Origin of the sequence: Calidifontimicrobium sp. SYSU G02091 (genome assembly GCF_022631395.1) — a bacterium.
Taxonomy (GTDB): domain Bacteria; phylum Pseudomonadota; class Gammaproteobacteria; order Burkholderiales; family Burkholderiaceae_C; genus Calidifontimicrobium; species Calidifontimicrobium sediminis.
In genome coordinates this window covers 221,436-241,447 of record NZ_JALBGB010000002.1, presented here as the reverse complement: position 1 = coordinate 241,447, position 20,012 = coordinate 221,436, and the positions used below count along the sequence as shown (strand labels likewise).

The 20,012-nt window shown below is 73.6% G+C and carries 12 protein-coding genes and 1 pseudogene; 10 read left to right on the top strand and 3 right to left on the bottom strand.

Going from position 1 to position 20,012, the window contains the following annotated elements; genetic code table 11:
- Window positions 1–82 precede the first annotated feature (82 nt).
- Window positions 83–1,369, bottom strand: a complete 1,287-nt coding sequence (hemL, locus tag MOJ79_RS02570; RefSeq protein ID WP_241922737.1) for a glutamate-1-semialdehyde 2,1-aminomutase — start codon at window positions 1,367–1,369, stop codon at window positions 83–85.
- 10 nt (window positions 1,370–1,379) lie between these two features.
- Window positions 1,380–2,330 carry a bifunctional hydroxymethylpyrimidine kinase/phosphomethylpyrimidine kinase gene (gene thiD, locus MOJ79_RS02565; RefSeq protein WP_241922736.1) on the bottom strand — a complete coding sequence of 317 codons (951 nt, stop codon included), beginning with the start codon at window positions 2,328–2,330 and terminating at the stop codon, window positions 1,380–1,382.
- A 173-nt stretch (window positions 2,331–2,503) separates the two neighbouring features.
- Between thiD and MOJ79_RS02560 the strand changes: the two genes are divergently transcribed.
- The 10 genes and pseudogenes from MOJ79_RS02560 (at window position 2,504) to MOJ79_RS02515 (ending at window position 18,470) form a co-directional block, all read left to right on the top strand.
- Window positions 2,504–2,656: a rubredoxin gene (locus tag MOJ79_RS02560; protein ID WP_119290642.1), complete on the top strand. Its 153-nt coding sequence runs from the start codon at window positions 2,504–2,506 to the stop codon at window positions 2,654–2,656.
- Between the two features lie 159 nt (window positions 2,657–2,815).
- Window positions 2,816–3,220 carry a response regulator gene (locus MOJ79_RS02555; protein ID WP_119290561.1) on the top strand — a complete coding sequence of 135 codons (405 nt, stop codon included), beginning with the start codon at window positions 2,816–2,818 and terminating at the stop codon, window positions 3,218–3,220.
- A gap of 49 nt (window positions 3,221–3,269) precedes the next feature.
- Window positions 3,270–3,635, top strand: a complete 366-nt coding sequence (locus MOJ79_RS02550; protein ID WP_119290558.1) for a response regulator — start codon at window positions 3,270–3,272, stop codon at window positions 3,633–3,635.
- A 12-nt stretch (window positions 3,636–3,647) separates the two neighbouring features.
- Window positions 3,648–4,175, top strand: a complete 528-nt coding sequence (locus MOJ79_RS02545) for a chemotaxis protein CheW (protein WP_241922735.1) — start codon at window positions 3,648–3,650, stop codon at window positions 4,173–4,175.
- A gap of 535 nt (window positions 4,176–4,710) precedes the next feature.
- Window positions 4,711–5,739: pseudogene (locus MOJ79_RS02540) on the top strand (methyl-accepting chemotaxis protein); the annotation flags it as partial.
- A 63-nt stretch (window positions 5,740–5,802) separates the two neighbouring features.
- On the top strand, window positions 5,803–11,940 hold the full coding sequence (locus MOJ79_RS02535; protein WP_241922734.1) for an Hpt domain-containing protein: 6,138 nt from the start codon (window positions 5,803–5,805) through the stop codon (window positions 11,938–11,940).
- 108 nt (window positions 11,941–12,048) lie between these two features.
- Window positions 12,049–12,750 (top strand): CerR family C-terminal domain-containing protein, encoded by a 702-nt coding sequence (locus tag MOJ79_RS02530; protein WP_241922733.1) that lies wholly within the window; start codon window positions 12,049–12,051, stop codon window positions 12,748–12,750.
- A complete protein-coding gene (locus MOJ79_RS02525) occupies window positions 12,747–14,219 on the top strand; it encodes an efflux transporter outer membrane subunit (protein ID WP_241922732.1) in 1,473 nt (490 codons plus the stop codon). Before MOJ79_RS02530 ends, MOJ79_RS02525 begins: the two co-directional genes overlap by 4 nt.
- Window positions 14,216–15,358, top strand: coding sequence for an efflux RND transporter periplasmic adaptor subunit (locus MOJ79_RS02520; RefSeq protein ID WP_241922731.1), 1,143 nt, complete (start codon window positions 14,216–14,218; stop codon window positions 15,356–15,358). Before MOJ79_RS02525 ends, MOJ79_RS02520 begins: the two co-directional genes overlap by 4 nt.
- A gap of 10 nt (window positions 15,359–15,368) precedes the next feature.
- A complete protein-coding gene (locus tag MOJ79_RS02515; RefSeq protein WP_241922730.1) occupies window positions 15,369–18,470 on the top strand; it encodes an efflux RND transporter permease subunit in 3,102 nt (1,033 codons plus the stop codon).
- Between the two features lie 15 nt (window positions 18,471–18,485).
- Here MOJ79_RS02515 and MOJ79_RS02510 read toward each other — a convergent pair whose 3' ends face one another.
- Window positions 18,486–20,000 carry a cryptochrome/photolyase family protein gene (locus MOJ79_RS02510; protein WP_241922729.1) on the bottom strand — a complete coding sequence of 505 codons (1,515 nt, stop codon included), beginning with the start codon at window positions 19,998–20,000 and terminating at the stop codon, window positions 18,486–18,488.
- Window positions 20,001–20,012 lie beyond the last annotated feature (12 nt).

Genomic DNA, 20,012 nt, shown 5'->3' with positions numbered 1-20,012 from the left:
TGCGGACCATCGCGAACGACCTCAATGGGCGGGACTCGGCCGCTCAAGCAGCCAGTCCTGGCGCGTCGCGTTGCCGCGGCGTTCAGCCTCGCAGCGCCTCGCGCGCGGCTGCGACCGTCGCGGCGATGTCGTCGCTGCCGTGCGCGGCGCTGACGAAGCCGGCTTCGTACAGTGCCGGCGCCAGGTACACGCCGCGCTCGAGCATCGCGTGGAAGAAGCGGTTGAAGCGCTCCTTGTCGGTGGCCATCACGGCGCCGTAGTGCTGCGGCAGCTCGGGCGCGAAGAAGAAGCCGAACATGCCGCCTTCGCTGTCGCCGCACATCGGCACGCCGGCGTCGCGTGCGGCGGCGACGAGGCCTTCGACGAGCGTGCGCGTCTTCGCGGCCAGCGCGTCGAAGAAGCCGGGCTTGGCAATCTCGCGCAGTGTCGCCAGCCCGCAGGCGGTGGCCACCGGGTTGCCGCTGAGCGTGCCGGCCTGGTAGACGGGGCCGAGCGGCGCGAGCTGCTCCATGATGCGGCGCGGCCCGCCGAACGCGGCCAGCGGCATGCCGCCGCCGATGACTTTGCCGAACACGCTCATGTCGGGCGCGAAGCCGGGAATGAGCTTCGCGTAGAGGCTTTGCGCACCGCCGAGCGCGACGCGGAATCCCGTCATCACCTCGTCGAACACGAGCAGCGCGCCGTGCCGCGTGCACAGCTCGCGCAGCCGCGTCATGAACGGCACGCTCGCGCGCACGAAGTTCATGTTGCCGGCAATCGGCTCGACCATCACGCAGGCGATGCGCTCGCCGTGCGCGGCGAAGGCGGCCTCGATCTGCTCGACGTTGTTGTACTCGAGCACCAGCGTGTGCTGCACGACTTCGGCGGGCACGCCGGCGCTCGTCGGGTGGCCGAACGTGGCCAGCCCCGAGCCGGCCTTGACGAGCAGCGCATCGGCGTGGCCGTGGTAGCAGCCTTCGAACTTGACGATCATCGGCCGGCCGGTCGCGCCGCGCGCCAGCCGCAGCGCGCTCATCGCCGCCTCGGTGCCGCTCGAGACGAGCCGCACCTGCTCGACGCTGGGCACGTGGGTGATGATCGCCTCGGCGAGCTCGACCTCGCGCTCGGTCGGTGCGCCGAAGCTGAAGCCGTCGGCGGCGGCGCGCTGCACCGCGTCGAGCACAGCCGGGTGGCCGTGGCCGAGGATCATCGGCCCCCACGAGCCGATGTAGTCGATGTAGCGCCGGCCCTCGGCGTCCCACAGGTAGGCGCCCTGCGCGCGGGCGATGAAGCGCGGCGTGCCGCCGACCGCACGGAACGCGCGCACCGGCGAGTTGACCCCGCCGGGGATGACGCGCTGCGCGCGGGCGAAGAGTTCGGCGTTGTTCATGCGCGAGGCGTCAGTGGACGCGGCGTGAGACGTTCTTCGGTTCCTCGGGGGCGGTCTCGGTCGTCGGCTCGCCGCCGTCGCCTTCGTCGTCTTCGGCCGGCGGCAGCGCCCAGAAGAAACGGTCGGGCACGACGTTGCCCATGCCGGGGCGGAAGCCCGCGTCGAGGCTCTGGTCGAGGAACGACAGCGCCTCGCCGACGGCGGCGTGCAGGTCGGCACCCGAGGCCAGCAGTGCGGCCAGGGCCGCCGACAGCGTGTCGCCGGCGCCGACGAAGGCGGTGTCGAACAGCTCGAACTTCTCGCCGGTCAGCGCGCCCTGCGGCGACGCGAGCACGTTGTCGATGAACTGCTGCGGCCCCTTGGCCGACAGCATGATGCCCGTGACGAGCACGTGGCGCGCGCCGTGCTCGGCCGCGGCCACTGCCAGTTCGCGCGCCGACGGCGGGCGCTCGCTGTCCCAGTCGGGCAGCAGGAAGTCGGTCAGCGTCTTGTGGTTGCCCACCAGCACCTCGGTGGCCGGCAGCACGAGTTCTCGGAACGCATCGACGTACGCCTGCTGCTCGTCGTCGCCCATCCACGCGAGGCTGGGCAGGTAGGCCACGAGCGGCACATCGGGGTAGTCGGACAGGATTTCGGCCACCGCGCCGACGACTTCGGCGCTGCCGAGGAAGCCGACCTTGAACGCGGCCGTCGTCACGTCTTCGAGGATGCTGCGCGCCTGCTCGACGACGGCGTCGGGTTCGAGCACGTGCTGGTCGAACACCTCGGCGGTGTCGCGCATCAGCACGCCGGCGACGACCGGCAGCGGGTGCGCCCCCATCGCGGTGATCGTCGCGACGTCGCCACCGGTGCCGCCGGCGCCGCTGGGGTCGTTGACGTTGAAGGCGAGCACGCACGCCGGCGCGGGAGCCTCGGCGGTGGTGTCGGGGGTCGTGCCAGACGGGGAAGGATCAGGGGTCATGGCGTCGGTCCGGCAGGAAGTCGACGGCACGGCGACACGCCGTGTCCGGGGAAGCGGTGCACGCTCGCGCGGCGGCGTCGTCGACGCCGGCCGACCGGCGCGTACCGGTGCATACAATCTTTCGTCATTGTATGTAGTGACGGGCTCCCACCGTGAACGAGTTCAAGACCTGGATGTGCCTGATCTGCGGCTGGATCTACGACGAGGCCGTCGGCGATCCGGAGCACGGCATCGCGCCCGGCACCCGGTGGGCCGATGTGCCGATCAACTGGACATGCCCGGAATGCGGCGCGCGCAAGGAAGACTTCGAGATGGTCCAGGTCTGACGCGCCGGCGCGTCGCGCCGTTCCTGCGCGCGTAGCGCTGGGCGATTGCGCGTCTTTTTTGGCGCAAATGCCCGGATCGTGCCGGCGCGCGCCGACCGAAGATCAACTTTGTCGGCGTGCGGCCGATGCTGATCAGGATGTCGTCGAGGAGAACGCGTCGTGAGTAACGTTGTCGCAGACCGCCCGCCGCCGGGCACGAAGGTGCTCGTCATCGACGACAGCAACACGATCCGGCGCAGCGCGGAGATCTTCCTGCGCCAGGGCGGGTTCGACGTCGTCCTCGCCGAGGACGGGTTCGACGCGCTGGCCAAGGTCAGCGACCACGTGCCCGAGCTGATCTTCTGCGACATCCTGATGCCGCGCCTGGACGGCTATCAGACCTGCGCGATCATCAAGCGCAACCCGCGCTTCGCCGACGTGCCGGTGATCATGCTGTCGTCCAAGGACGGGCTGTTCGACAAGGCGCGCGGCAGGATGGTCGGCTCGCAGGACTACCTGACCAAGCCGTTCACGAAGGAACAGCTGCTTCGCGCTGTCGAGCAGTACCGCCGCGCCGCGGCCTGAGCACCTGCGCCGCGTGATGCGCGGCACCCCTTGCGCTGGAGGACCCGACATGACGATTCGCAAGATCCTGGTGGTCGACGACTCGAAGACCGAACTGCATCACCTGTCCGAGCTGCTCGGGCGCGCCGGCTACGAGGTGCGCACGGCCGAGAACGGCGACGAGGCCCACCGCCGCCTCGCCGAGGAGACGCCCGACCTGATCCTGATGGACGTCGTGATGCCCGGTCAGAACGGCTTCCAGCTCACGCGCGCGATCACGCGCGACCCGCGCTACGCGCAGGTGCCGGTGATCATGTGCACGAGCAAGAGCCAGGAGACGGACAAGCTCTGGGGCATGCGCCAGGGCGCGCGCGATTACGTCGTCAAGCCGGTCAACCCGGGCGAGCTGCTGTCCAAGATCCGCGCCTTCGACTGAGCGCTGCCTGCGATGGCCGACAAACAAGCCCTGCGCGACCTGCAGACGCGGCTCGCCGAGCGCCTGCGCTCGGCGCAGTCCCAGCCGCGCGTGCGGTCGTGGCTGGCCGTCGAGTGCCGCGGCCACGGCCTGCTGCTGCCGCTCGACCAGGCCGGCGAGATCTTCGCGCCGCCGCCGCTGCTGGCAGTGCCGCACACCCAGTCGTGGTTCGCCGGCGTGGCCAACCTGCGCGGCAGCCTGTACACCGTCGTCGACCTGGCCGCCTTCCTCGGCGTCGCGTCGGCACCGCTGTCGGAGGCCGCGCGCGAGTCGTCACGCGTCGTCGCGCTCAACGCGCGGCTGGGCGTCAGCGCCGCGCTGCTGATCGACCGTCTGGCCGGCCTGCGCAGTGCCGATCAGCTCGTGCGCGACACCGCCGACGCGGGCGCGCAGCCCCCGTTCGCCGGCGAGCGCTGGCGCGACGGCGACGGCCGCCTGTGGCAGGAGATCGTGCTTGCCGCGCTGGCCGAAGACGACCGTTTCCTCGCCGTGGCCGCCTGACGCGTCTGCGGCCCTCCGCCTGCCCGGCGCCACCCCATCACCCCCAGGCCCGACCCGAAGAGGTAGCCCCATGAACATCCTGGACCGAGTCAAAGGCGCGACCCCGCGTCGCGCGCAAGGTGCCGCCGGCGGCGCCGGCGGTGCCGCCCCGGACGCGTTCGACCGCGTCGACGACGACCGCGACGCGGCGCTGCGCGCCGGTGCCGCCAGCCGCTTCCAAGACGACACCTCGCTGATCACCGAGGCGGTGCCGTCGGAGCAGCCGGGCGACTTCCCCGACACGCGTCACGAGGGCGCCTCGGTGATGGACGCGGCCGCCAACGCGGTGCGCCGCCAGGAGCGCATGCTCGCGCTCGGCGCGCTCGGCGTCGTCGCGCTGGGCGTCGGCCTCGTCTACTCGGACCTGCAGGGCTGGCCGCTCGCGCTGTCGCTGTCCGGCGGCGCGCTGCTCGTCGCCGGCGGCCTCGGGCTGTGGAAGATGTCGGGCGGCGAGCTGGCCGAACGCGCCGCGCAGGCCGACCGCCTGCGCCTCGAGGCCGAGCGCCAGGAGCAGGAGGCCAAGCGCGTCAACGACGCCAACCAGGCGGCCATTCTGCGGCTGATGAACGAGCTGCAGGCGGTGGCCGAAGGCGACCTGACGCAGCGGGCGACGGTGACGGAAGACATCACGGGGGCGATCGCCGACTCGGTGAACTACACCGTCGAGGAGCTGCGCAACCTCGTCGCGCAGGTGCAGGCCACCGCGGCGCGCGTGACCGAGACGACGGAGAAGGTCGAGACCAACTCGGTCGAACTGCTCGCCGCGTCGACCGAGCAGCTGCGCGAGATCCGCGCGACCGGCGAGTCGGTGCTGCAGATGGCCAGCCGAATCAACGAGGTCTCGGCGCAGGCGCAGCAGACGGCCGAGGTCGCGAAGCGCTCGCTGCAGGCCGCCGAGTCGGGCCTGAAGGCGGTCAACGACACGATCGGCGGCATGAACCAGCTGCGCGACCAGATCCAGGACACGTCCAAGCGCATCAAGCGGCTGGGCGAGAGCTCGCAGGAGATCGGCGAGATCACCGAGCTGATCTCGGACATCACCGAGCAGACCAACGTGCTGGCGCTCAACGCCGCGATCCAGGCCGCGTCTGCCGGCGAAGCCGGCCGCGGCTTCTCGGTGGTCGCGGAAGAAGTGCAGCGGCTGGCCGAGCGCTCGGCCGACGCGACGCGCCAGATCGCGGCGCTGGTCAAGACGATTCAGTCCGACACCGCCGATGCCGTGGCGGCCATGGAGCGCAGCACGCAGGGCGTGGTCGAGGGTGCGAAGCTGTCCGATGCCGCCGGCGCCGCGCTGGCCGACATCGACCGCGTCACGCGCCAGCTCTCGGCGCTGATCGCCGAGATCTCGGGGCAGGCGCTGCAGCAGGCCGACCAGGCCAACGTCGTCGCGCAGAACATCCAGCACATCTTCGCGGTGACCGAGCAGGCCGGTGCCGGCACGCGCTCGACGGCGCAGATGGTGCGCGAACTGTCGGCCACCGCCGAGGAGCTGCGCCAGTCGGTGGCGCGCTTCAAGATCGCCTGAGGCGACCGCTCCACCGTTCCGGCTCCGACCCCCTTGCACCCCGACCCGTCAGGACGCGCCGCGATGATCCAAGCCGCGATCACTCCCCCGCCCGCCGAGGACCTCAGCGCCCTGGCGTGGGTGCACGACGAAGTGCGCCGCTCGCTCGAGTCGGCGCACAAGGCGTTGCGGCGGTACATCCGCGAGTCGGAGTCGTCGTTCATGTCCGACGTCGACGCCGTCGATCCGGCGGTGCTGCGTCAGGCGCGCGCGCAACTGCACCAGGCGGTGGGTGCGCTCGAGCTCGTCGGGCTGCCGCCGGCGACGACGCTGCTGCGCGCGAGCGAGGCGGCGGTCAGCCGCCTGATCGCCAAGCCGGCGCTGGCCGACATCACCTCGGTCGAGACGATCGAGAAGGCCTCGTTCGCGCTGCTCGACTTCCTCGCGCGCAAGCTCGCCGGCAAGCCGGTGTCGGCGCTGTCGATGTTCCCGCAGTATCGCGCGGTGCAGGCGCTCGCCGGCGCCGACCGGGTGCACCCGGCGGACCTGTGGTTCGACGAGGTCGGTACCGCGGAACTCGGCCCCGATGCGCTCGCGCCGGCGCGCGGCTTCGGCGACGACTTGCGCAGCGACCTCGAGACGCAGACGCTCGCGCTGCTGCGCCAGCCGCGTGGCCCGGCCGCCGAGCGGATCAGCGACTTGTACGCCGCGCTCGGCAACGGCCGCGCCGGCCAGCCCGACGCGACGCTGTGGCACCTCGCCGCCGCCTTCTTCGAAGGCCAGGCCAAGGGGCTGGTGCCGCTCGACGTCTACGCCAAGCGCATCGCGTCGCGGCTGCTCGCGCAGCTGCGGCTGGCCGAGCGCGCCGGCGACGCCGCCCCGGCGCTCGACTGCCTGCGGCGCGACCTGCTGTTCTTCTGCAGCCAGGCCGGCGTCGGCGGCGACGGTGCCGAGACCCCGCGGCTGGCCGCGGCACGGCGCGCGTTCGGACTCACCGGGCGCGCCGCGACCGACTACGAGAATGCCTCGCTCGGGCGCTTCGACCCGGCCTGGGTCGCGCAGGCGCGCAAGCGCGTCGCCGCGGCCAAGGACGCCTGGTCGGCGGCCGCCGGCGGCGAGATGCAGCACGCGATGGGACTGGGCGAGCAGTTCGCGCTCGTCGCCGATTCGCTGCGCCGCCTGTTCCCGCAGGGCGAGCTGCTCGGCGAGGCGCTGCACGGCGCTGCCGCCGACGCCGCCGAGCGGGGTGCGCCGCCGCCGCCCGAAGTGGCGATGGAAGTGGCCACCGCGCTGCTGTGGATCGACGCCGCGCTCGATGACGGCGAATTCGACCACCCGCAGCAGGCACACCGTGTGCAGCGCTTGGCGCAGCGCATCGCGCTGGTGCGCGCCGGCTCCGACGTCGGCGCGCTCGACGACTGGATGGAGGAGCTGTACCGGCGCGTGTCCGACCGCCAGACAATGGGCAGCGTCGTGCACGAGCTGCGCGCCTCGCTCGCCGAGGCCGAGAAGCTGATCGACCAGTACTTCCGCGACCCGACGCAGCGCGCGTCGCTGGCCGCCGCGCCGGCGCAGCTGCAGGCGATGCGCGGCGTGTTCTCGGTGCTCGGTGTCGACGAGGCGTCGCAGGCGGTGCTGCGTATGCGCGACGACGTCGACGCGCTGCTCGTGGCCGGCGAGACCGGCGCCACCGACACGCAGGCGTGGGTCGACCGCCTGGCGACCAACCTCGGCGCGCTGGGCTTCCTGATCGACATGCTCAGCGTGCAGCCGGCGCTGGCCAAGTCGCTGTTCCACTTCGACGCCGAGGCTGGCCTGCTGCGCTCGCGTGTCGGCACGTCGTCGCGCGCGCCCGCCGAAGACGCGGCGCCGCAGGCCGCGCTGATCGAGCAGGCGCAGTCGCTGGCGCAGGACGCCGTGCGTGCCGACGTCGACGACGACGAGGTGCGCCGCTCGCTCGAGCGCCTGTCGCAGCAGGCGCTCGTGGCCGACCAGGCCGCGCTGGCCGAGGCGGCCAGCCGTGCGCGCAGCGCGCTCGCGCGCGCCGACGACGACGTCGCGCGCCATCAGGCGCGCGAGCAGATCGCCAAGACGATGGCCGACCTCGTCGCGGCCAGCGCCGCCCCCGCCGTCGAGGCGCCCGCGCCCGTGCCGGTGCCGCCGCCGGCGGCTCCCGCCGCCGAGGGCCACACCGGCCTCGAGGACGATGCCGAGATGCGCGAGATCTTCCTCGACGAGGCGCGCGAGGTGATGGCCGGCGCGCGCGAGGCGCTCGCTGCGCTGTCGCGCGCGCCCGAGGACCTGGCCGAGCTGACGACGGTGCGCCGCGCGTTCCACACCCTCAAGGGCAGCTCGCGCATGGTCGGCCTGAACGACTTCGGCGAGGCCGGCTGGGCCTGCGAGCAGCTGTACAACGCGCGCCTGGCCGAGGCGCCGCGCGCCGACGATGACCTGCTCGGCTTCACGTACGACGCGCTGGCCTACCTCGGCGACTGGGTCGAGGCGATCGCGCAGCGCCGCGACGGCGGCCACCGTTCGCAGCCGGTGCGCGCCGCCGCCGATGCGATGCGCACCGCGCGCCGACGCGAGCCGCTGGTGCTGCCGGGCGCCGCTGCGCCCGCGGCGCCGCGCGCCGACGAACTGCCCGAGCTGCCGCTGGACGACGCGATCGACACGCGCCCTGCCGCCCTTGCCGATGGGCCGGTGCTCACCGACGTCGTCGAGCCCGTGCCCGACGAGGCGGCCATCGACGATTCGTTCGCCGACCTCGCGATCGAGACCGTCGAGGCGGTCGCCGTCGACGAGCCGGTGGCGCCGGCGCCGGGCGAGGGCGCCGACACGGAGCCGATGCCGCTGGCCGACGCGGCGTCGCAAGGCCCTGTGGTGCTGGAGACGTTCGAGCTGTCGCTGCCGCCGACTGTCGAGGCGCCCGGGGCCGCGCCGATGACCGTCGGATGGGTTGCCGGGGAGGCAACGGCCGCGGCACCGGTCGTCGAGTCGCCGCTCGTCGAGCCGATCACGCTCGACCTGCCTGCCGAACCCGAGCCGCCCGCGCCGGCCGCCGTGGGCACCGACGCCGACCAGTACAAGGCGATCGGCTCGCTGCGCGTGAGCATCGCGCTGTTCAACATCTACCTCAACGAGGCCGACGAGCTGTCGCGCCGCCTCGCCACCGAGCTGGCCGAGTGGTCGCACGAGCTGCACCGCGCGCTGCCCGACGCGGCGGTCGCGCAGGCGCACTCGCTGGCCGGCAGTTCGGCGACGGTGGGCTTCGACGAGCTGTCGAACCTGGCGCGCGCCCTCGAGCATGCGCTGATGCGCACGCAGGCGCTCGGCGAGGCGACGCCGGCCGGCGCGGCACTGTTCGTCGAGGCCGCCGACGAGGTGCGGCGCATGCTGCACCAGTTCGCCGCCGGCTTCCTGCCGTCGGCGCCCGCCGAGCTGCTCGAGCGGCTGGCCGAACACGAACGCGAAGCGAGCGAGCGGCTGCGGCAGCTGACGCAGACCGGCGATCTCGGCACGCTCGGGGGGCTGGCGCTGGGCGACGAGCCGCCGGCCGACGCGGTGACGACCTCGTTCGCGGTCGACGTCGTCGAGGCCGACGAGCCGGCCGAACCGGCCGAACCGGCCGAACCGATGGTGCCGCTGATCGCGATCGAGACGCCGGCCGAACCGGCGTCCGAGCCGGCGGCGCCAGCGACGTTGGACAGCGTCGAACCCGCGGCAGCGGCCCCGGCCGAAGCGCCGCAGGCGCCCGCTGCGCCGCGCGAGACCGCGGTGCTGCACACGCTGCCGCCCGTGCTCGGTGCGGTGTCGGTGCAGGCGCTCGACAGCGAGGAAGACATCGACGCCGTCGATGCCGTCGACGCCGAGCTGTTCCCGATCTTCGAGGAAGAGGCCAACGAACTGCTGCCGCAGCTCGCGGCACGGCTGCGCGACTGGCAGCAGCGCCCGGGCGACGCCGGTGGCGCGGCGGCGTGCATGCGCACGCTGCACACGTTCAAGGGCGGTGCACGCCTGGCCGGTGCGATGCGCGTCGGCGAACTGGCGCACCGGCTCGAGACCGCGATCGAGCGCCTGGTCGCTCGCGGCGATGTCCAGGCGCACGACGTCGAGGCGCTGCAGGTGCGCGCCGACCACCTCGGCGCGGCGTTCGAGGCGCTGCGCGCCACCGGCGGCGCGCCGGCGGCGGCCGCAGGCCCGGCGACGGCGCTGGCGGTCCCGCTGGCTGCGGCCGTGCCGCTGACGGTCGAGCAGGCCGCGACGCCACCGACGCCCGCCACGGTGATCGCCGCCGCGGCGGCGACCGCGATCGACTGGAGCCGCTTCGCCGGCGGCGCCGTCACGACCGGCGGCGAGGCGGCCGCGGCGGCGGCGACGACGGGCAGCGGCGCCGTGCGGGTGCGCGTGCCGCTGCTCGACCGCATGGTCAACCAGGCCGGCGAGGTCAGCATCACGCGCTCGCGCATCGAGGCCGAAGTCAACGCGCTCAAGGCCTCGCTCGCCGACCTCAGCGACAACCTCGAGCGCCTGCGCCGCCAGCTGCGCGACCTCGAGCTGCAGGCCGAGACGCAGATCGCCTCGCGCATGGAGCAGGCCAAGGCCGCGGCGCAGGAATTCGACCCGCTCGAGTTCGACCGCTTCACGCGCTTCCAGGAACTCACGCGCATGATGGCCGAGTCGGTCAACGACGTGGCCACCGTGCAGCGCAGCCTGCAGCACGCGCTGCAGGCGGCCGAGGACGACCTCGCCGCGCAGGCGCGGCTGACGCGCGACCTGCAGGACGACCTGCTGCGCACGCGCATGGTCGAGTTCGAGAGCCTGTCGGAGCGCCTGTACCGCGTCGTGCGCCAGGCCGCGAAGGAGACCGGCAAGCAGGTGCGGCTGGACATCGTCGGCGGCTCGATCGAAGTCGACCGCGGCGTGCTCGACCGCATGACGCCGGCGTTCGAGCACCTGCTGCGCAACTGCGTCACGCACGGCATCGAGACGCCCGATGCGCGCGTCGCCGCCGGCAAGGACGCCACCGGCCAGATCACCGTCGTGCTGCGGCAGGAGGGCAACGAAGTCGCCGTCGAGTTCCGCGACGACGGCGCCGGGCTGAACCTCGCGCGCATCCGCGAGCGCGGCGTCGCGCTCGGCCTCGTTGCGCCCGACGCCGAGATGTCGGACGCCGAGATCGCGCAGCTCATCTACACCCCCGGCTTCTCGACCGCCGAGCAGGTCACCGAACTCGCCGGCCGCGGCGTCGGCATGGACGTCGTGCGCTCCGAAGTCGTCGCGATGGGCGGTCGCATCGAGACCGCCACCGCCGCCGGTCAGGGCACCAGCTTCAAGCTCGTGCTGCCGCTGACCACCGCGGTGACGCAGGTCGTGATGCTGCGCTGCGGCGACACGCGCGTCGCGGTGCCGTCGACGCTGATCGAGCTCGTCAAGCGCGTGCCCGCCGACTCGCTCGAGCCGGCGTACCGCGAAGGTGCGATCGACCTCGGCGGCGACCGGCTGCCGTTCTTCTGGCTCGGCGCGCTGCTCGACGAGAGCGCGCGCAGCGCCCAGCCGGCGCGCAACGCGACGCTGGTCGTCGTGCGCAGCGCGCAGCAGCGCGTCGTGCTGCACGTCGACGAAGTCGTCGGCAATCAGGAAGCGGTGGTCAAGAACCTGGGCCCGCAGCTGTCGCGGCTGCCCGGTCTGGCGGGGATGACGCTGCTGGCCTCGGGCATGCCGGCGCTGATCTACAACCCGGTCGCGCTGGCCGCGGTGTATGGCGATGCGGCGCGCGAGCGCATGCGCGCGGGCCGCGCGTCGCAGGGCGCGGCCGCCGCGACGGTCGGCACCGGCGACGTCGCGCCGCTGGTGCTCGTCGTCGACGACTCGCTGACGGTGCGCCGCGTCACGCAGCGCCTGCTGGTGCGCGAGGGCTACCGCGTCGCGCTGGCCAAGGACGGCCTCGAGGCGCTCGAGCGGCTGGCCGACGAAATGCCGGCGGTCGTGCTCAGCGACATCGAGATGCCGCGCATGGACGGCTTCGACCTCGTGCGCAACCTGCGCGCCGACGCGCGCTGGCGCCATCTGCCGGTGATCATGATCACCTCGCGCATCGCGCAGAAGCACCGCGACGTGGCTGCGCAACTCGGTGTCGACCATTACCTCGGCAAGCCGTACTCGGAAGACGAGCTGCTCGAACTGGTCGGCCGCCACGCGCGACTGCCGGTCGCAGCCTGAGGGGCGGCGGCGCCGCGACCCGCTGCCGGGCCCCGGGATCACCCTGGGGCTGGCCACGGCTTTTGCCCGAACTCAATCAAACGTTTGATTCAGGGCTACGATGCGGTCATGGTTGCCGCATCGACGCCCGACGTTCCCACGGCCGCCGCGCCCGCCGGCGGCGAGCGTCACGCGACGCGCGAGCGCCTGCTGCGCGCCGGTCTGCGCCTGTTCGCGCAGCAGGGCTTCGCGAAGACCTCGACGCGCGAGATCGCCGAAGCCGCGGGCGTCAACGTCGCGGCGATCAGTTATTACTTCGGGGACAAGGCCGGGCTGTACCGCGCCGCATTCTTCGAGCCGCTGTGCGGGCGCGAGCGCGAGCCGGCGTGGCTCGACGCTGGCGCGGCGCTGACGCTCGAGCAGACGCTCGCCGCCTTCTACGCCGACCTGCTCGCGCCACTGGGCGATGGCGACACGCCGCGGCTGTGCATGAAGCTGCGCTTTCGCGAGATGTTCGAACCCACCGGCTTGTGGGACGAGGAGCTGCGGCGCGACATCGGACCGATGCACGCCGCGCTCGTCGCCGCGCTGCAGCGGCACTTCGCGCTCGCGCAGCCCGACGACGAGCTGCACCGCCTCGCGATCTGCATCGCCGGGCTCGGCGTGCACCTGCACGTCGGACGCGACATCGTCGATGCGCTGGCGCCGTCGCTGCTCACCGCAGCGGGGGCCGTCGGCGACTGGGCCGACCGCCTCGTGCGCTACGCACTCGCGATGGTCGAGGCCGAAGCGCGGCGTCGTGCCGGCTGTGCGCCCGGGGTGGCGCGATGACGCGCGTGCGCGCCGTGGCCGCAATCGCGCTGGCTGCCGCCGTGCTGCTCGCCGGCTGCGCCGCGCCGCGCCCGCCGGTGGCAACCGCCGAGGCGCCGGGGCGCTGGCACGCGCTCCTGCCCGCCGAGCCGGCAGCGGGCGACGCGGCGCCGCGCGCCGACCTCGCGCGCTGGTGGCAGCAGTTCGACGACCCGCGTCTGGCCGCGCTCGTCGCCGAGGCGCAGGCGTCGAGTCCGACGCTGGCCGCGGCGGCTGCGCGCATCGCACAGGCGCGCGCCGCGCGCGCCGGCGTCGACGCGCGCGCGTGGCCGGCGCTCGACGCCAACGCGAGCGCCTTGCGCGGCCGGCCGGACCTCGCGTCGCCGACCGCGACGCGGCTCGGCGCCGAGCTGCGCGCGAGCTGGGAGCTGGATCTCTTCGGCCGCCTCGACGCCGCCGACGACGCCGCGCGGGCGCGCGTCGACGCCACGCGCGCCGACTGGCACGCCGCGCGCGTCGCGCTCGCGGCCGAAGTCGGCACCAGCTACGTCGCGCTGCGCGCTTGCGAGGCGCTGCTCGACCCGCTGCGCGCCGACGCACGCTCGCGCGAAGAGACCGCGCGGCTGGCGACGCTGGCTGCCGAGGCCGGTTTTCGCGCGCCGGCGGCGGCCGACCTGGCGCGCGCGAGTGCGGCGCAGGCGCGCTTCCAGGCCGAGGCGCAGCAGCAGCGCTGCGAGCTCGAACTCAAGGCGCTCGTCGCGCTGACCGGCGCCGACGAGGCGCGGCTGCGCGACGCGCTGGCCGAAGGTCGTGCCCGCGTGCCGCGCCCGGCGGCGATCGCCGTCGATCGCGTGCCGGCGCAGGCGCTCGCGCCGCGCCCCGACCGCGCGGCGGCCGCGCAGCGCGTGGCCGCCGCCGCGGCCGAGGTCGGCCAGGCCGACGCCGAGCGCTACCCGCGTGTCACGCTGGCCGGCGCCGTCGGGCCGGCGCGGCTCGATGCGGGCGCGCTCGCGACGCAGGGCACGACGTGGTCGCTCGGGCCGCTGCAGGTCACGCTGCCGGTGTTCGACGCCGGCGCGCGCGCCGCCGGCGTCGACGCGGCGCGCGCGCGCTACGACGAAGCGCGCGCGCAGTACGCGGCGGCGCTGCGGCAGGCGGTGCGCGAGGTCGAATCGGCCCTCGTGACGCTGCAGGGCACCGCCGCGCGCGCGCTCGATGCGCAGCGCGCCAGCGACGGCTACGAGGCCTCGCTGCGCGCCACCGAAGGGCTGTACCGCGGCGGGCTGGCCAGCCTGTTCGAGCTCGAGGACGCGCGCCGCACCGCACTGGCCGCGCGCCGCGACGTGGTCGAGCTCGAGCGCGAGCGCGTCACCGCGTGGATCTCGCTGTACCGGGCGCTCGGCGGTGGCTGGACGCCGACCGACGACGCCCCGACCGTCGCCCCATCCGCTTCGGACGACGGCACCGCCGTCGCCCGCCCTTCACGATGAACGAGACCTCTTCGCCCCCCGTCGCCCCGGCGACACGCCGCCGCACGCTGCTCGCCGCCGGCGCGGCGGCGGCCACCGTCGCCGCCACCGCCGCGATCGCGCTGTCGGTGCGCGCGGCCGACAACGCCAACGGCCCGCCGGCCGCCCCCGCAAGGCCCGCGCTGACGGTGACCGTCACGCAGCCGCAGCGCGTCGACTGGCCGCTCGTCGTCACCGCCAACGGCAGCATCGCCGCGTGGCAGGAGGCCAGCGTCGGCACCGAGGCGAACGGGCTGCGGCTCGCGCAGGTGCGGGTCAACGTCGGCGACGCCGTCAAGCGTGGCCAGGTGCTGGCCACGTTCGCCGCCGACACGGTGCAGGCCGAGCTGCTGCAGACCCGCGCCGCGGTCGCCGAGGCCGAGGCGATGCTGGCCGAGGCGTCGGCCAACGCGCAGCGCGCGCGCGAGCTGCAGGCCACCGGGGCCTTGAGCGCGCAGCAGATCAACCAGTACCTGACGGCCGAGCGCACCGCGCAGGCGCGGCTCGAGGCGCAGCGCGCCGCGGCGAAGGCGCAGGAGCTGCGCCTGGCGCAGACACAGGTGCGTGCGCCCGACGACGGCGTGATCTCGGCGCGCAGCGCCACCGTTGGCGCCGTGCTGCCGGCGGGCACCGAGCTGTTCCGCCTGATCCGACAGGGCCGGCTCGAGTGGCGCGCCGAGGTGCCGGCACCGAGCCTGGCGGCGATCCGCCCCGGGCAGCGTGCGAGCGTGACGCCGGCCGGCGGCACGCCGATCGAAGGCCGCGTGCGCGTCGTCGCGCCCACCGTCGACGCGGCCACGCGCAACGGCCTCGTCTACGTCGACCTGCCGCGCGGTGCTGCCGGCGCGAAGGCCGGCATGTTCGCCAGTGGCGAGTTCGAGATCGGCCGCGCGAGCGCGCTGACGCTGCCGCAGGGTGCCGTGCTACTGCGCGAAGGCTTCCACTACGTGTTCGTCGTCGGCGACGACGCGCGCGTGCGCCAGGTCAAGGTCGAGGTCGGCCGCCGCCAGGGCGACCGCATCGAAGTGCGCGCCGGGCTCGACGCCGGCGCGCGCGTCGTCGCCAGCGGCGGCGCGTTCCTCGCCGACGGCGACGCGGTGCGCGTCGTCGCGACGCCGTGACGGGGGTGCGATGAACGTCTCGGCGTGGAGCATCCGCAACCCGATCCCGGGCGTGATGCTGTTCGTGCTGCTCACGCTGGTGGGGCTGCTGGGCTTCCGCCAGATGAAGATCCAGAACTTCCCCGACATCGACCTGCCCACCGTCACGGTGACGGCGTCGCTGCCCGGCGCGTCGCCGGCGCAGCTCGAGACCGAGGTCGCGCGCAAGATCGAGAACGCGGTGGCGACGATCCAGGGCGTCAAGCACATCTACGCCCAGGTGCAGGACGGCACCGCGACGATCACGGTCGAGTTCCGCCTCGAGAAGCCGACGCAGGAGGCGCTCGACGACGTGCGCGACGCCGTCAGCCGCATCCGCGCCGACCTGCCGGGTGACCTGCGCGACCCGGTGATCGCGAAGATGGAGCTGTCGGGCTCGCCGATCCTGACCTACACGGTCGCGTCGGCGCGCATGGACGACGAGGCGCTGAGCTGGTTCGTCGACGACCGCGTCACGAAGGCGATGCTCGCGGTGCCCGGCGTCGGCAGGGTCGCGCGCGTGGGCGGCGTCACGCGCGAGGTGCGCGTCGAGCTCGACCCGGCCAAGCTGCTCGCGCTCAATGCCACCGCCGCCGAGATCTCGCGCCAGCTGCGCAGCGTGCAGCAGGAGGCCTCGGGCGGTCGCGTCGACTTGGGCGGCGCCGAGCAGACCGTGCGCACGATCGCCACCGTCGCGTCGGCCGACGAGCTCGCGCAGCTGCAGGTCACGCTGGCCGACGGGCGGCGCATCCGCCTCGCCGAGGTCGCCACCGTCACCGACACGGTGGCCGAGCCGCGCAGTGCCGCGCTGCTGAACGGCCAGCCGGTGGTCGGCTTCGAGATCACGCGCAGCCGCGGCGCCGGCGAGGTCGAGGTCGCCGCCGGCGTGCGCGCCAAGGTCGACGCGCTGCGCGCGCAGCACCCCGACGTCGTCTTCACCGAAGCGTTCAACTTCGTCGACCCGGTGCAGGAGAACTACGACGGCTCGATGTGGCTGCTCTACGAGGGCGCGTTCCTCGCGATCGTCGTCGTCTGGTTCTTCCTGCGCGACTGGCGCGCGACGCTGGTGGCGGCCACCGCGCTGCCGCTGTCGATCCTGCCGGCCTTCGGCGTGATGTGGCTGATGGGCTTCACCGTCAACGTCGTCACGCTGCTCGCGCTGTCGCTGGTGGTGGGCATCCTCGTCGACGACGCCATCGTCGAGATCGAGAACATCACGCGCCACCTGCGCATGGGCAAGACGCCGTACCAGGCGGCGATGGAAGCGGCCGACGAGATCGGCCTGGCGGTGATCGCGACCACGTTCACGCTGATCGCCGTGTTCCTGCCCACCGCGTTCATGAGCGGCGTGCCGGGCAAGTTCTTCGTCCAGTTCGGCTGGACGGCGGCGATCGCGGTGTTCTTCTCGCTCGTCGTCGCGCGCATGCTCACGCCGATGATGGCGGCATACCTGCTGCACGCGCCGAAGAAGGTGCACGACACGCCGCGCTGGATCACCAGGTATCTCGGCTGGGCGCGCTGGTGCCTGAAGCACCGCGTCGCGACGCTGCTCGGCGCGGCGGTGTTCTTCTTCGGCTCGTTCGCGCTCGTGCCGCTGCTGCCCACCGGCTTCATCCCGCCCGACGACCTGAGCCAGACGCAGGTCAGCCTCGAGCTGCCGCCGGGCAGCACGTTCGCTCAGACGCTCGCCACCGCAGAGCGCGCGCGCGAGATCGTGCAGCGTCACCCGCACGTGAAGCTGGTCTACACCGCCGTCGGCGGTGGCGCGACCGGCAGCGACCCGTTCACGCCCGGCGGCGCGCCCGAGGTGCGCAAGGCCACGCTGACGATCAACATGACGCCGCGGCGCGAGCGCCCCGGCGTGCGCAAGCAGCAGATCGAGGCCGAGCTGCGCGACGCGCTCGCGGTGCTGCCCGGTGCGCGCGTGAAGGTCGGCTTCGGCGGCTCGTCGGAGAAGTACGTGCTCGTGCTCGCCGGCGAAGACGGCCGCGTGCTCGCCGAGCACGCACGCGTCGTCGAGCAGGAGCTGCGCACGATTCCCGGCATCGGCGCCGTCACGTCGAGTGCGGGGCTGACGCGGCCCGAGCTCGTCGTGCGGCCCGACCCGGCGCGCGCGGCCGACCTCGGCGTGACGGCGGCGGCGATCGCCGACACGCTGCGCATCGCCACCGCCGGCGACTACGAGCAGGCGCTGGCCAAGCTCAACCTCGCGCAGCGGCAGGTGCCCGTCGTCGTGCGGCTGCCGGCCGACGCGCGCGCCGACCTCGACCTGCTCGCGCGGCTGCCGGTGCCCGGCGCGCGCGGACCCGTGATGCTGGGCAACGTCGCGACGCTCGCGATCGAGAGCGGCCCGGCCGTGATCAGCCGCTACGACCGCCTGCGCAACGTGAACTTCGAGATCGAGCTGAACCAGCAGCCGCTCGGCGAGGTCGAGGCGCGCGCGCTCGCGCTGCCGAGCCTGCAGCAGCTGCCGCCTGGCGTGATCCAGACCACGATCGGCGACGCCGAGGCGATGAACGAGCTGTTCGCGAGCTTCGGCCTGGCGATGGCCACCGGCGTGCTGTGCATCTACATCGTGCTCGTGCTGCTGTTCAAGGATTTCGTGCAACCGGTGACGATCCTGGCGGCGCTGGTGCTGTCGGTGCCCGGCGCGTTCCTGGCTCTCTTCGTCACCGGCAAGGCGATCTCGATGCCGAGCATGATCGGGCTGATCATGCTGATGGGCATCGCGACGAAGAACTCGATCCTGCTCGTCGACTACGTGATCATCGCGCGCCGCGACCACGGCCTCGCGCGCTGGGATGCCGTGCTCGACGCCTGCCGCAAGCGTGCGCGTCCCATCGTGATGACGACGATCGCGATGGGCGCCGGCATGATGCCGATCGCGCTGGGCATCGGCGTCGACCCGAGCTTCCGCAGCCCGATGGCGATCGTCGTGATCGGCGGGCTGATCACGTCGACGTTCCTGAGCCTGCTCGTCGTGCCGGTGGTGTTCACCTACGTCGACGACGCCGTGCAGCGCGTGCAGCGCCTGTTCGGCCGCAAGCGGCGTGAGATCGACGGCCCGGCCGCGCCGGGCGAGGCCGCGGCCTGACGGCGTGAGGCCGCCTCAGCGCCGCGCCTTGACGACGGCGTAGCGCTGCAGCGTCTTCTCGCGCGCGGCGGCGTGGTCGACGATCGGCCGCGGGTAGTCGAGGCCGAGCCGCACGCCGGCGGCGTCGAGGTCGGCCGGCTTCGCGAGCCACGGCGCGTGGATCAGCTTGTCGGGCAGCTTCGCGAGCTGCGGCAGGTAGCGGCGGATGAAGCGGCCCTCGGGGTCGAACTTCTCGCTCTGCGCGACCGGATTGAAGATGCGGAAGTACGGCTGCGCGTCGCAGCCGGTCGAGGCGGCCCACTGCCAGCCGCCGTTGTTGGCGGCGAGGTCGAAGTCGTTGAGCTTCTCGGCGAACCAGGCTTCGCCGCGCCGCCAGTCGATGCCGAGGTCCTTGGTCAGGAAGCTCGCGCTGACCATGCGCAGCCGGTTGTGCATGTAGCCGGTCTGCGCGAGCTGGTGCATCGCGGCGTCGACGAGCGGGTAGCCGGTGCGGCCCTCGCACCAGGCGGCGAAGTGCTCGTCGGCGTGCCTGCCGTGCTCCCAGTGGATGCGGTCGTACTCGCGGCGGAACGCATGGCCGACGACGTGCGGGTGGTGGTACAGGATCTGGTGGTAGAAGTCGCGCCAGATCAGCTCGGACAGCCAGCCCTGCGCGCCGGCCGAGCCGGCCTGCGCGCGCTGCCAGGCCTCGCGCGCGAGCCGCCGGATCGACACCGTGCCGAAGCGCAGGTGCGTGCCGAGGTAGCTCGGCCCCTTGACGGCGGGGTAGTCGCGCGTCTCGCGGTAGCGGTCGATGCGCTCGGCGAGGAAGTCCTCGAGCAGTTCGGCGGCACCTGCCGGGCCGGTGGGCAGGCGCAGCTGGTGCAGGTTGGTCGCTTCGAACCCGATCTCGGCCAGCGTCGGCACGCCGGCCCAGACGCGGCCGGTGGGCAGCGCGGGCGGCGCGGGCCGCGGCGCCAGCGCGGCGGCGTACTTCGCGACCGGGTACGCGCGCAGGTAGAACGGGTCGACCTTGGCGAGCCACGCGTTCTTGTACGGCGTGAACACCGAGAAGGGGCTGCCACCCTGCGTGAGCACCTCGTCGCGCTCGAAGATCACGTGGTCCTTGCTCGTGTGCAGCGCGATGCCGAGCTCCGACAGCCGCCCGCGCACCTGCGCGTCGCGCGCGAGCGCGTAGGGGTCGTCGTCGTGGCTCGCGTAGACGCCCTGCACGTGCAGCGCGTCGGCCAGCGCCGGCAGCACGTCGGCGGCGCGGCCGTGCGCGACGAGCAGACCGGCGCCGTCGACGCCGTGCGAGGCGGCCAGCGCGCGCAGCTCGGCGTCGACGCCGACGAGGCTGTCGCGGATGAACTCGACGCGCCGGTCGGCGCGCGGCAGCGCGTCGAGGATCGCGGTGTCGAACACGAACGCGCACCACACGCGCCGCGCCGCGCGCAGCGCGTGGTACAGCGCGGCGTGGTCGTCGACGCGCAGGTCGCGCCGCAGCCACACGAGGGCGGCGTCGAGCTCGCGTTCGGCAGTCGGATTCATGGGCCGGAGTGT